Consider the following 12,788-nt stretch of genomic DNA (forward strand, 5'->3'; position numbering starts at 1 on the left):
AATGGAAACCATGATCAGGTCTGCGGTCGCGGTTGTCGGTACGGGTGGAACCATCGCCGGGCTCGCCGGCGATCGGGTCTCATTCCACCGATATCGGGGCGGAGCGCTCAAAGTGGACGAACTGGTCGCCGAACTGCGACCGGAACTGGCCGCACTGGCCGAGGTGACCACCGAGGAGTTCCACGGCGCCAGCCCGCCCGGCCTGGTGCCCACCGACTACCCCGGGCTGACCGCCCGGGTGGAGGAGCTGCTGGCCGAGGTCGACGCGGTGGTGGTGTGCTCGGGTTCGCAGCTGCTCGAAGAACTGGCGTACTGGCTGGACCTGACCGTCCACAGCGGAAAACCGGTGGTGGTCACCGGCTCCATCCGGCCGTGGAACGTGCTCGGCAGCGACGGGCCGGCCAACCTGTACAACGCGGTGGCGCTCGCGGCGTCGGGCCGCACCACCGGGTTCGGCACGGTGGTGCTGTTCAACGACGAGGTATTCGCCGCCCGCGACGTCACCAAGACCAGTTCGTTCCGGGTGCACGCGTTCGAGTCCCGTCCGGTCGGGGTGCTCGGCGCGGTCGACGGCGAGCACATCCGCCTGCCGAGGACGCCGGCCCCCACCGCCGCCTTCGACCTGGCCGCGGTCACCGCCCGCGGCCTGCCGGAGGTGGAGATCGCCGCCACCTACGCCGGCGCGGGGCGGTCGACCATCGACGGACCGGTCGCCGGTGGTGCGGCCGGGGTGGTGGTGGCCGGGGACCCGTCGGCCGACCAGCTCAAGGCCGTGCGCGACGCGCTCGACCGCGGTGTCGTGTTCGTCGCGGCCGGCCGCCCCGGCATCAGCGCCGCCTACGACACCAGGATGCCGGGCGTGCCGTCGGCCGAGGGCCTGCTGCCGCACAAGGCGAGGCTGCTGCTGATGTTGTCGCTGGCCGCCGCCGGGGACCGGGAAGAGGCCTGTGCGCTGTTCAGCGCGCGCGTGACCCCGCAGTTCTGACCGGCACCCGGTTTCCGCTGGCCACCGCGACCGGCCAGCAATGGCCGCCCCGCGCCCTTCCCCGTGCACGCCGGCCCCAGCACGGTGACCGGCATGACTACGACAACCCACCGCCGCCGCCTGACCGGACTCGCGGGCGGCGCCGCACTGGCCGTCACGGCCACGATCGTGCCGTCGGCGGCGGCACAGGAGGACGACCACGCGGCCACCCAGGCGGCGCTGAACCAGTTCCAGTCGATCGCCGGACCGGGCGCGGCGGTGTACGCCGGTGACGCCGACGAGGTGTGGACGCTCTCCGCGGGCACCGCGAAGTTCGGCGAGAACCGGCCGATCACCGAGGCGGACCACTTCCGGATCGGCAGCCAGACGAAGACGTTCACCGCGGCCGTGGTGCTCCAGCTCGTCGAGGAGGGCAGCGTCGAGCTGGACGCGCCGATCGAAACGTACCTGCCCCGCGTGGTGACCGGCAACTACGACGGCAACGCCATCACCGTGCGGCAGCTGCTGCAGCACACCAGCGGGCTGGCCCGCACCGGCAACGGCGCGAAGGCCGGGCCGGACGGCACCTACGCGCTGGCCGAGCTGGTCCGCGCGGTGATGGACGAGCCGCCCGTGGGCGCGCCCGGGGAGAAGAGCGTCTACTCCAACGCGGGTTACCTGGTGCTCGGCATGCTCATCGAGCAGATCACCGGCCAGTACGCCGGCGACGCGATCACCCAGCGGATCATCCAGCCGCTCGGCCTGCCGGGCACCTCGTTCCCGCGGCCCGGTGAGCGGGCGCTCGCGCAGCCCTTCGTGCACGGCTACACCGGGGGCCGGATCCCGCCGTTCTACCTCTGGATCGACCGGACCACCGCGGTGGAGCTGTCGATGTACTCCACCACCGGGGCCATGGCATCGACCCTGGCGGACTCGGCGGCCTTCTTCCGCGCGCTCGCCGACGGCGAGGTCGTGTCGGAGGCTTCACTGGCGGAGATGCGGAAGACCGTGCCCGGCGGCATCGGCGGGGTGGGGCTCGGGATCAACGAGATCCCGTTGTCCTGCGGTGGCACGTTTCTGGCCAAGAACGGCGCTGTCGAAACGGGGCACGTCTCGACGACCGGCGTCACCGACGACGGGCGCTTCGCCTCGGTCGTCACGAACACCTTCAGCACGGTCGCGGCCGAGCAGTCGTTCGAGGTCCTCGACGCGGCCCTCTGCGAGTGACCTGGCCAGTGCTTGACATGAAACCAAAAGGTTTCCTATCCTGGTGACGTGGAACAGGTGTTCAAGGCGCTGGCGGACCCGACCCGCCGGGAGCTGCTCGACGAGCTGTTCCAGCGGGACGGGCAGTCGCTGAACGCGCTGGCCGGCCGGTTCACCATGACCAGGGTGGCGGTGGCCAAGCACCTCCGGCTGCTCGAAGAGGCGGGCCTGGTGCTGTCGGACCGGCGGGGGCGGGAGAAGCTGCACTTCCTGAACCCGGTGCCGATCCGGCTGGTCCACGACCGCTGGGTCAGCAAGTACACCGAGACGTGGGCTGCCGGCCTCGTCGACCTGAAACGGGAACTGGAGGCACGCGTGGAGAAGGTGTTCGAGATCTTCATCCGCACCACGCCGGAACGGCTGTGGGCGGCGATCACCGATCCGGAGACGCGGGCGCGGTTCCAGTTCGGCGCGCGGGTGGAGTCGGCCTGGACGGCGGGCTCCGCCTACCGCGTCAGCCACGGCGGGGCGGGCGGCCTGATCGAGGGCGAGAACCTCGAGGTCGATCCGCCCCGGAAGCTCGTGCAGAGCTACCACGCGATCTGGGACGACGAGATCGCCGCCCAGGGCACCAGCCGGGTGACCTGGCAGATCGAACCGGTCGGCGACAGCTGCCGGCTCGTCGTCCGGCACGACGAACTCGCCCCCGACGCCGACGACCACCTCTACGGCGGCTGGCCGATGATCCTGTCCGGGCTCAAGACCTGGCTGGAGACCGGCACGGAACTCACCACACCAGGCTCACTCATGTATCGAGGGGAATCATCATGACCGCGCAGAGCACCAGACTCGACAAGACCTTCACCACGACGCTGCTCAAGAGCCCGAACAAGGGCGGCTGGACCTACGTGGTGATGCCCGGCTCGGCCGAGTTCTTCGGCACGCGGGGCCTGGTGAAGGTCCGCGGCCACGTCGACGGGGAACCGTTCCAGGGCTCGTTCATGGCCCTCGGCGACGGCACGCACAAACTCGCCTTCAACGCCGAAACCCGGGCGCGCATCGGGAAACAAGCCGGTGACACGGTCACCGTGACCCTCGACGAACGCCTCCCCCGGTAGCGAGAATGGAGCGGTGACTGGCTGGCGGCGCGTACATCCCCCGACGCGGGGGCGGGTGATCGGCTGGCTCCTTTTCGGCGCTGCCATCGGTGCGTTGGCCTTCGCCGGAGGCGGATTCCTGCCGGAGCAACTCGGCTTCTGGGCCGCCGCGGTGGTCCTGGTGGCCGCCGCGGCCTGGTTCCAGCGCCCCGGCCTGTTCATCGGACCGCGGGGCGTGCGCCTGCGCAGCCTGAGCGACACCCGCGTCTTCGCGTGGGCGGACATCGCCCGGTTCGACCTCCGGCCGGTGGCCGAGGTGTCGCGCTGGACCGCCGCGAAGGCCATCCACCTGGTGCTCACCACCGGACAGGCGATCCAGACCGACGTCTACTACCTCGACATCCAGCCCAACCGCAACGAGCGGAAGGTGCGCCGCCTCCTGGCGGAACTGCGGGCAGCCCAGCCGGGCGCCTGACTGGGCTCTTCGGGTGGCAGGCCACCGACAGCGGCAACTCCCATTGGGCCCGGCGCGTTCCACGGAGAGCGGAGCACGCACGGAAACCAGGGGCGCTATGGGACTTCTCAGTGGCCGCGAACCACTTCCGATCGTGGAAGCCGAGCCGTCGGCGGGGTGGGTGCCGACCGCCGCGGCCGGCACCTTCGACCCGCACCAGCGCTGGACCCGGCTGGTCGGCGGCGGCGACGGGATCATCTACGCCGTGCAGGCCGACGGGTCGCTGTTCTGGTTCCGGCACCGCGGCTGGGCCACCGCGACCGCCGACTGGGCCAACCAGGGCGCCGGTGTGCCGATCGGTGCCGGGTGGGAGGACTTCGTCACCGTGCTCGGCGACGTCGACGGTGTCCTCTACGGCATCCGCGGCGACGGCACCGTGCTCACCTACCAGCGCGTCGTCACCGACCTCGAGACCGGCGCCGGCTACTGGACCGACAACGGCGTCGTCGTCGGGAGCGGGTTCGACGCCTTCCCGCGGATCTTCGGCGGGCCCGGCGGCGTCATCTGGTGCGTGGACGCGGACGGCGTTCTCCACCGCTCGCGGCGGCCGAGCGGCAGGAACTTCGAACCGCCGGTACCGCTCGCGGAGGGGTTCAACGTGCCCCGCTACCTGTTCTCGGACAACGGGAACGTCATCTACTCGGTCAGCGGCACCGGCGGGCTCACCTGGTTCCGCTACCGCGACGGCGTCGGCTGGTCGAACGGCGGCCAGCCGGTCCAGATCGGCGACAACGACTGGTTCGAGCTGTTCCGCCGGGACCTGTTCGCCGGCTGCGGGAACGGCGGCATCTACTTCGTCCGGATCGACCTCGCGACGGTGCCCGGCTACGACGAGACGCTCGTCGAACTGCGGCTCACCAACCACCAGACCGTCGACACCGACGGCGGCCCGCACTGGATCAACAACGCGACCGGGCACGTCGTCGGGCACGGGTTCACCGTCGAGCGCAGCGCCGGGTTGCAGGGATACCCGCACCGGCAGAGCGTCGCGGCCGGGAAGCGGGTCTCCATCGCGCTGTCCACCGCGTTCGGTTCCGTCGACGCGCAGCTCGTGCGCGTGGTGCCCGGCGGCGGCACCCCCGAACCGGTCACCGCGACGACCAGCGTGACCGGCGGGCTCCAGCTGCTCCCCGAGGACTACCGGTCGGCCGGGTGCGGCTGGGACGAGCGCTACGGCGTGAAGATCCCGGCGGACTGGCCGTCCGGCCTCTACGCCGCGCGCTTCACCGGGAACTTCGGCCGCGTGCAGCACGTGCCGTTCGTGGTCCGCCCGGCCGTGCCCGCGCAGCGGATCGCCGTGGTGCTGCCGTCCAACACCTACCACGCCTACAACGGCTGGGGCGGGCACGACCAGTACTCCATCGGCCAGCACGGCGTGCGGCGCGTGCTCACCTTCCTCCGGCCCACCTACAACTGGATGCTCGCGTCGAAGGGGCAGTACGACGTCGACCTGTTCAGCGATCTGGAGCTGTTGCGGTGGCTCAGCGGCGAGCGAATCGGGTTCGACTGCTACACCGACCACGACCTGCACACCGGCGGGTGGCTCACCGCGTACCACGCGGTCGTGCTGGGCGGGCACCCGGAATACTGGTCGATGGCCATGCGCGCCAACCTCGCCGGCTACCTCGAAGCCGGCGGCAGTGTGATCGCCACCGGCGGGAACCAGATCTACGAACGCGCGGAGTTCAACGCCGACGGCACGACGCTGACCTTCCGCGCCGCGGACGGAAGCCGCGACCTGTTCCTCGACCACTACGACCTGCCTGCGTCGCAACTGCTCGGCGTGAACTACGAGCACCAGGGCTGGATGACGTTCGCGCCGTACCGCGTGCTGCGCGACCACCCCTTCCTCGCCGGGACGGGCCTCGCCGTCGGGGACACGTTCGGCGCGACCGGCCGCAACGGCGCGGCGAGCGCCTGGGAGTTCGACACGTTGCAGGGCTTCGAAGGCGAGGCGTCACCGGAGGAGGTCTTCGCGCAGGGCACGAACCCCACCGACAGCAAGGGCGCGGCGATGGTGTGCAAGGAGCAGCCGGGCGGTGGGTTCGTGTTCAGCGCTTCGTCACTGACCTTCAACGCCGCCATCCGGGTGGACCCGGTGATCCAGCGCTTGCTCCGCAACGTCTTCGACCGGGTACTGGCCGCCGAGGTTTGAAAAATCGCGGCATGGGGTTCCCCCTGGTGGGACCGGTTCAGCCAGCAGCCGAGCACCCGGCAACGTACTGCCGAGCTGCGAGGCCCCAGGACCTGACGTAGTCGCCTCGCAGCAGTTCGAGGAGGCTACTGTGACCAGTGAAGTACCCGCTGGAACGCGAGTAACTCTCCTGGTGACCACCACCGCGCAGGCGACCGAGATCGTCGTGGCCGGAGAGGTGGACCACAGCACGGTCGCGCGCCTGCGGGCGTGCCTGAACGGCGAACTGCGACTCGCCCCCCGAGCGATCCTGCTCGACCTGGCGGCAGTCACCTTCTGCTCGGTCGACGGCGTCCGCGCCCTGATCGACACGGCGCTCTCCGCACGTCAGGCCGGCATCCGGCTGGCGATCACGAACCGCTCGCACCCCGTCGACCGGGTGATCTCCCTGCTCGACTTGGAGCAGATGCTGCCGGTGCAGCGCACCCCGGAACGGCTCACCGTGCCCGAATGACAGCCGGCAGGGACGAAGCGGCCCGCATCTCCGCCCAGATCCAGCATCAAGCCAGGCTCGGCACGGCCCCCGAACTGCCGTAACGCACCCGTTGTTGCGGAGCGCCTCAACGCCGCCCGATCGTTCAACGCCCCCAGGGTGCGTTCGACGAGGCGGTCCGCACCAACCGAGTTCGAGCGCGGCAGGCACGAACTCCGCCCAGCGCCGCTCCTCGGCCGCGAGATCGGCGACGAGCACGGGTTCGCCGGTGGTCACGCACTCCACGCACGGCCCTTCGTCGAGCATCTGCCGGGTTTCCACCAGCCGGGCCTGCTGGTCCGAGGCCGCCATCGTGCCGGTGTCGGGGCTGTCCACCAGGCTGGCGGTGATCGCCGCCAGCGTCACCAGCGCCGAGTCGTCCGCGCGGATCCGAGTTGAGTTCAGGCATGCTTCGCCCGTCTCACTCGGCCAAATCGTCGAGCGCGATGCGGTGTTCTATGACGTCACGGGCGACCGCCAGCACGGACCGCTGTCGGCCGAACGCGTGCCCGCGGAGTCGGGCCAGTGCCTCGTCGAGACCGATCCGCAGCCGCGCGGCCAGCATCCCGGTGGCGATGTTGACGTCGTCGAACGAAGTCAACAGGCGCGGTTCGAAGTCCTCCCCGGCGCGTTCCGCCCGGTCGGCCTGCCGCAGCAGCACCGCCGCGATCAGGTCGGCCGCCAGCACCGCGTCGGTCAGCTCCTCGTGCGCGAGCGCCCCCGCCCGGCGGCGCAGCAACTCGAAGGTCCCCATCTTGATCGCGCCGATCTGCAGCGGGAAGGCGAACATCGCCCGCACCCCCGCGCTGAGCGCCTCCTCCGCGAAACCCGGCCACCGCACCTGCTCCACCCGCAGGTCCGGGACCAGGACCGGATCACCCCCGCGCAGGGACTCCACCCCGGGCCCCTCCCCCACGGTGTACTGCGTCTCCACCACGCCCGCCGCCCAGTCGTCGCTGGCGCCCAGGATCTCCTGCGCCCGTTCCCCACGGGCCCACAGCGTCACCATCGCCGCGTCGACGCCGGCGAACTCCGCCACCACGCTCAAGCACAGCTCCTGCGCGCGGCCCCGGTCCTCGGCCGACGGTGCGGCCCACGCGGCGATGGTGCGCCAGAGCCTCTCGCGCCTGCCCTCCACCCGCGTGATCCCTTCGCCGGCTGAGTGCGTCCCAGCTGGAACCTTCCGAGACGTCTGTCCCCACAAGGTCATACCCACACCGGCCGATCGGAACCACGGACGAGTGGTCGGCTGGCGAACGGGTTTCCCGGCCTGGGCGGCGGTTACCCCTCGATCGTCGCGACGGCCGATTTCCGGGGGAGTCGATGAGAACTGCTCAGCGCACCCGCGCCGCGGTGGTGGCGGTGGTGCTGGCGCTGGTGTGCGGCCATCCGCAGGCGGTCGCGGCGGGAACGACCCCGCAACGCCTGATCGACGCCGATTTCGCCGATCCCGACCTGCTGCGGACCGAGGAGGGCTACTTCGCCTTCTCCACCAGCAGCACCACCGGAAAGGTCCCCTGGGCGAGCGCGCCCGCACCGGGCGGACCGTGGCAGGTGCGGGGTGACGCGCTCGCCCATCCGCCGGCCTGGGGCGCGGAAGGCAGCGGGTTCTGGGCACCGGACGTGACGCGCCGCGACGACGGCCGGTTCCTGCTGTACTTCTCCACCTCGACGAAGAACGGCGGTCCGATGTGCATCGGCGTCGCGCTCGGGCCCGCGCCGAGCGGCCCGTTCACCCCGGTGGGCGAGCAACCGTTGATCTGCGTGGCCGAGGACAGCGGGGACATCGATCCGCAGACCTTTGTGGACAACGGCAAGCGGTACCTGCTGTACAAGAGCAACGGCGCGCCGGTGGGCGATCCCGCCGCGATCTGGGTGCAGGAGCTGACCCCGGACGGCCTCGCACCGACCGGGCCCCGCCGCGAGCTGCTGCGCGCGGATCTCCACCAGGAGAAGGGTGTGGTCGAAGCCCCGGTGGTGGTGCGGCGGCCGTCGAAGTACCTGCTCTTCTACGCCGCCGACACCTTCCAGAGCTCGGGCTACCACACGGCGCACGCCGCCGCCCCCGCACTGGCCGGCCCCTTCGTCAAGGCACCGACGCGGTTGCTGTCCACCGACGGACTCGGCGGGCAGGTGGACGGACCCGGCGGCGCGGACGTGCTGGAGGACCGGATCTACTTCCACGGCTGGCTCACCCCCGAGCACCGGACGCGCGGCCTGTTCTCCCTACCGCTGCGCTACCGGGACGACCTACCGGAACTCGGCACGGGAAGGGCGGAATGAGCCTCGCGGGCCGTGGATCAGTCGGTGGTCCAGTCCATGTTTTCGATCCAGTGGTCGAGCAGGGCTTGGTCGCCGAGGACTTCCAGGGTGGTGGCTTCGGCTAGTGGCCGTCGCCTGCTCAGCACGAGCAGTAGTTCCTCGGCCGTGCCGCGCAGGGCGACGTCGGCCTTGGTGTGGGTGCGTTCGAGGACGATGGTGTCGGGTTCGCGGCGGGCTACCCATTCCCCGGGGGTGTCGGTGGTGTGGAAGTGCAGGGTCTGCCCGGTGCCCCGCATCGCGGCGGCGTAGTCCGGCTTGTTCTCCCAGTAGCCGTGTGAGGTCATCGTGTCCAGCCAGTCTTCGACGGCCGCGGCGGCGGGTTCGGGTGCCAGTTCGTACGGTCTGCCCAGTGCGGAGGCCGCGTCGGCGCGGTGCACGCAGATTTCGCCGAGCAGCCGCCGTGACCAGAACGGCACACCGGCTTCGGCGCCGGAGGGGTCCCAGACCGGGGTGTCGTCGTTGGCCGACTCGAACGCTTGTGCTGCTTCGGCGGCGCAGGCGTTGAGCCAGGCGCCCCATTGGGCGGGGTCTTCGGGGGCGGGGACGTAGCCGGCGAAGGCCTGGCTCGGTTCGGTCATCCGCCCGCCGACGAGCATGGCCACCATGCGCTGGGTCGAGCCCACGTGGTCGACCAGGTCGGCCAGTGTCCACTTCGGACACGTCGGCACCGGGGCCGCCGGGTCCTGGCCGTCCACCCACCCGGCGAGCGTCCTGGTCTGGTCGGCGACGGTGGTCAGGAACGCTGAGGTGCTCATCTTTCCCTGCTCCTTGCTCACGAATGTCCGTCGTCGTCTCAGCCGCCGATCGACCAGTAGGTCACACCGAGATTGGGGATGGCGCTGCCGACATTGACGGTCCGGGAGTCTCCGCCGCAGCCGAAGGCGGTGTAGACCTTCTGGACCTTTCCCGTGCGGTTGTAGACGGACAGCGCGCCTCGTACTCCAGCCAGCGTCGGGATCGGGGCGTCGGTGCAGGAGCCGGGCGGCGTCGAGGGGAAGTGCCGCCAGCCGGGGACGGTGCCGCCGTTCGTGGCCGCGAACACGCAGATGCGGTTGGCCGGGCAGTCGGCGAAGCTGGCCGGTTCGACGGAAGCTGCCGCCGGTGCGGCGAACCCCAGTGCCAGCGCGACGCTCGCCGCACCGGCCGCTGCTGAGAACGTTCTCTTCTTCGCTGCTTTCGACACGCGCATTTCGAACTCCCTCGGTGGTTGGACTCGGTGTGCGCAGAGGGTGCTCCACCGGTCCTGCACCGAGCTTGCACCAGGCTGGAATCCGCAGGTCAGCGACGGCCAGGAGCATCGTCGAGCCGGGTCAGCAGCGCTTCGGCTTCCCGGACCCGTTGCTGTGCCTGGTAAAGCGCGGCGGCGAGCCGCCAGTGGTGGCGGGCCGAGTCGTGGTCGCCGAGACCGTGGTGGAGGTGGCCCACGTGTTCGTGTGTGTTGGCTTCCCGGACCGCGTCGCCCGCTTCCCGGTGCAGTGCGAGGGCTTCGCGGTAGTGCTCGAGCGCCAGTCGCGGGTGGCCGGCTTCGGTTTCGATGAAGGCCAGGCTGTCGTGCGTGGTGGCCGCGCCCTCGATCTCATCGGTGCCCTGGTACCGCGCGAGGGCGGCCAGGCAGTGTTCGCGGGCCCGGTCGTGGTCGCCGATCTTGGCGTAGTACCAGCCCACGGTGTTCCCGGCGTCGGCGATCCAGACGGGGTTGCCCAGCAGTTCCTCCAGCCGCAGCGCGCTGCGGGCGTGGTCGAGCGCTTCGGTCAGCAAGCCGCGGGTGCTGCAGGCCCAGGCGAGCGCCGAGTGGGCGCGGGACTGGCCGGTCCGGTCTTCGCTCGCCTGCGCGATCGCCAGTGACAGCCGCAGGTGGTGCGCGGCCTCGTCGTGCAGGCCGAGATCGGCGTAGGCGGTCCCGGTGAGCCGGTGCACGGTGGCACGGAGGTCCGGCTCGGGAAGTTGTTCGGCACTGGCCACAGCGGTGCGCCAGGTCCGGAGGTCCTCGTGGCGGTGCGCCCGCCGGGCGTGGAAGGTCTCCAGTGACCAGGCCAGCTCCCACACCGGCCGGTGCCAGTGGCGGGCCGCGGCGATCTGCTGCGCGGCCAGCAGGCAGCCGTGCTCATCGTCGAACCAGCTCATCGCCGCCGCGGGGCTGGGGAACTCGGGGAGCCCGTTCGCGGTCGTGCGCTCCGCGTTCACCTCCGGTCGGTGTGGGTTGAGCACGCGGTCGGCGGCGTAGGCCGAAGCGGTGTAGAAGTCGATCACCCGGCGCAGGGCCGCTTCGACCTCCGGCGGTGCGAGCTCGTCCGCGGTGCTGATCGCGTACTGCCGGAGCAGGTCGTGCATGGTGAAACGCCCGGAGGCGTCCTGGGTGAGCAGGGAGGCGTGTTCGAGCACGTCGAGTTCCCGGCGTGCTTCCGCGACGGGCGTACCGGCCAGCGCGGCCGCGGCGGGCACGCTGATGTCCGGTCCCGGAGCCAAGCCCAGCAAGGCGAACAACGTCGTCTGCCGCACCGTGAGCCGCTTGCGCGACCAGGACAGCGCGGCAGGCAGGCTCGCTGTCGGATCGGGGGAATCCAACGCGCCGAGACCGGCTTCGCGCAGTTCCGCCGCCGACGCGGCCACGTCCGCGTCCGGCCGGGTGCGGAGCTGACCGGCCACGATGCCCAGCGCCAGCGGGAAACCACCGCACAGGCGGGCGATCTCGCGCACGGCCTCGGGAGCACCGGTGACCAGGGCCGCGCCGAGTCGCGTGCGCAGCACCGTGCCCGCGTCGTCATCGGAAAGGACACCGAGCCGCACGTGGTCCGCCTCGTGCTCGACCACGAGGCCCTGGAGCCGGTCCCGGCTGGTGATCAGGGTCGTACCGCCGTGCTCGCCGGGGAGCAGGTGGGTGAGCTGGGCGCTGTCGGCCGCGTTGTCCAGCAGCACCAGCAACTGCTTGTCGCGCACCAGACTGCGGAACAAGGCGGCCTGCGCGTGTTCGTCCGGTGGCACCGCGTCGGTCGAAACCCCCAGTGCGCCGAGGAAACCGCGCAACGCGGCCCCGGGCGCCATCGGTGCTTCGTCCGGGCTGAACCCCCGCAGGTCCACGTACAACTGGCCGTCGGGGAACCGGTCGAGGTGGCGGTGCGCCCAGTGCAGCGCCAGCCAGGTCTTGCCGATGCCGCCCGGACCGGCGATGACCACGGCGGGGGCGCCGGACGCGGCGTCCAGCCGGTCCAGCTCCGGCCCGCGACCCGCGAAGTGACGCGGTGGTGCGGGAAGTTGCCGCGGCACCGGGACCCGCTGACGCGTCGGTGGCGTCTCCGGTGTTCCGTGCAGCAGTGCCCGGTGTGCTTGCCGCACCGCGGCGCCCGGCTCGATGCCCAGTTCCTCGACCAGCCGGCGCCGGAAGTCCTGGTAGTGCGCCAGCGCCTCGGCCACCTGACCGCTCTGGTGCAGCGCACGCAGGTACTGGCCGTTGGTGCGCTCGTCCAGCGGGGCCGCCGCGACGCGTTCGGCCAGGGAGAGCACGAGTTCGTGACCACGGCCCACGGCCAGCAGCGCGTCGGCCAGTTCCTGCTCGGCGAGCGCGTGTTCCCGGTGCAGGCGGTCGCGTTCCTCTTCGGCCCAGCCACCGGCCAATCCGCCCAGCGCGTCACCACGCCACAGCGCGAGGGCTTCCCGGAGCACCGGCACCGCCGCGTCCGGCGCGACCCCACCGGCGCGAGCGACGAGAGCGCGGAACCGGTGCAGGTCGATCGCGTCGGCGGGCAGTTCGAGCACATAACCGCCGGATCGGTGCGCGATGTCGGAACCACCGTGCCGCAACACCCGGCGCAACCGCGACACGTAGCTCTGCAGGTTTCCCCTGGCTCGCAGCGGCGGCTCGTCACCCCACACGCGGCCGAGGAGCCGCTCGATCGGCACCACCCGTCCGGCGTCCAGCGCCAGCGCGGCGAGCACGCACCGCTGACGCGCCGAACCCGTGTCGATCGGGACCCCGCCGGACAGCAGCGCCACGGTCCCCAGCAGGCTCAGCTCCACGACAC

12 protein-coding genes are annotated in these 12,788 nt (G+C 71.3%); 8 read left to right on the top strand and 4 right to left on the bottom strand.

Features of this window, described 5'->3' with window-relative positions; all coding sequences use genetic code 11:
- Window positions 1–10 precede the first annotated feature (10 nt).
- The 7 genes from JYK18_RS02055 (at window position 11) to JYK18_RS02085 (ending at window position 6,429) form a co-directional block, all read left to right on the top strand.
- On the top strand, window positions 11–985 hold the full coding sequence (locus JYK18_RS02055; protein ID WP_206799977.1) for an asparaginase domain-containing protein: 975 nt from the start codon (window positions 11–13) through the stop codon (window positions 983–985).
- A 93-nt stretch (window positions 986–1,078) separates the two neighbouring features.
- Window positions 1,079–2,191: a serine hydrolase gene (locus JYK18_RS02060; protein WP_206799979.1), complete on the top strand. Its 1,113-nt coding sequence runs from the start codon at window positions 1,079–1,081 to the stop codon at window positions 2,189–2,191.
- 48 nt (window positions 2,192–2,239) lie between these two features.
- Complete coding sequence (locus tag JYK18_RS47925; RefSeq protein ID WP_206799989.1) at window positions 2,240–3,001, top strand: metalloregulator ArsR/SmtB family transcription factor; 762 nt, start codon at window positions 2,240–2,242, stop codon at window positions 2,999–3,001.
- The gene (locus JYK18_RS02070) at window positions 2,998–3,288 is read left to right on the top strand and encodes a DUF1905 domain-containing protein (protein WP_206799990.1); all 291 of its coding nucleotides are present in this window, start codon (window positions 2,998–3,000) and stop codon (window positions 3,286–3,288) included. The genes JYK18_RS47925 and JYK18_RS02070 overlap by 4 nt, the downstream gene beginning before the upstream one ends.
- Before the next feature lie 94 nt (window positions 3,289–3,382).
- Window positions 3,383–3,742 (top strand): PH domain-containing protein, encoded by a 360-nt coding sequence (locus tag JYK18_RS02075; RefSeq protein ID WP_206799992.1) that lies wholly within the window; start codon window positions 3,383–3,385, stop codon window positions 3,740–3,742.
- Between the two features lie 97 nt (window positions 3,743–3,839).
- Entirely contained in the window at window positions 3,840–5,936 is a 2,097-nt protein-coding gene (locus JYK18_RS02080; protein ID WP_206799994.1) for a N,N-dimethylformamidase beta subunit family domain-containing protein, read from the top strand.
- A 172-nt stretch (window positions 5,937–6,108) separates the two neighbouring features.
- The gene (locus JYK18_RS02085; RefSeq protein WP_206799996.1) at window positions 6,109–6,429 is read left to right on the top strand and encodes an STAS domain-containing protein; all 321 of its coding nucleotides are present in this window, start codon (window positions 6,109–6,111) and stop codon (window positions 6,427–6,429) included.
- A 439-nt stretch (window positions 6,430–6,868) separates the two neighbouring features.
- Here the strand turns inward: JYK18_RS02085 and JYK18_RS02090 are convergent, their stop codons facing one another.
- Window positions 6,869–7,585, bottom strand: coding sequence for an ANTAR domain-containing protein (locus JYK18_RS02090; protein ID WP_242578911.1), 717 nt, complete (start codon window positions 7,583–7,585; stop codon window positions 6,869–6,871).
- A gap of 185 nt (window positions 7,586–7,770) precedes the next feature.
- Here JYK18_RS02090 and JYK18_RS02095 point away from each other — a divergent pair, with 185 nt between their 5' ends.
- Window positions 7,771–8,730, top strand: a complete 960-nt coding sequence (locus JYK18_RS02095) for a glycoside hydrolase family 43 protein (protein ID WP_206800004.1) — start codon at window positions 7,771–7,773, stop codon at window positions 8,728–8,730.
- Window positions 8,731–8,747: 17 nt separating this feature from the next.
- Here the strand turns inward: JYK18_RS02095 and JYK18_RS02100 are convergent, their stop codons facing one another.
- From JYK18_RS02100 to JYK18_RS02110, 3 genes are all read right to left on the bottom strand, one after another.
- Entirely contained in the window at window positions 8,748–9,524 is a 777-nt protein-coding gene (locus JYK18_RS02100; protein WP_206800005.1) for a maleylpyruvate isomerase family mycothiol-dependent enzyme, read from the bottom strand.
- Window positions 9,525–9,562: 38 nt separating this feature from the next.
- Complete coding sequence (locus tag JYK18_RS02105; RefSeq protein ID WP_206800006.1) at window positions 9,563–9,958, bottom strand: peptidase inhibitor family I36 protein; 396 nt, start codon at window positions 9,956–9,958, stop codon at window positions 9,563–9,565.
- 89 nt (window positions 9,959–10,047) lie between these two features.
- A complete protein-coding gene (locus JYK18_RS02110; protein WP_206800008.1) occupies window positions 10,048–12,783 on the bottom strand; it encodes a BTAD domain-containing putative transcriptional regulator in 2,736 nt (911 codons plus the stop codon).
- Window positions 12,784–12,788 lie beyond the last annotated feature (5 nt).

The sequence above is a fragment of the Amycolatopsis sp. 195334CR genome (genome assembly GCF_017309385.1).
In the GTDB taxonomy this organism is placed as follows: Bacteria; Actinomycetota; Actinomycetes; order Mycobacteriales; family Pseudonocardiaceae; genus Amycolatopsis.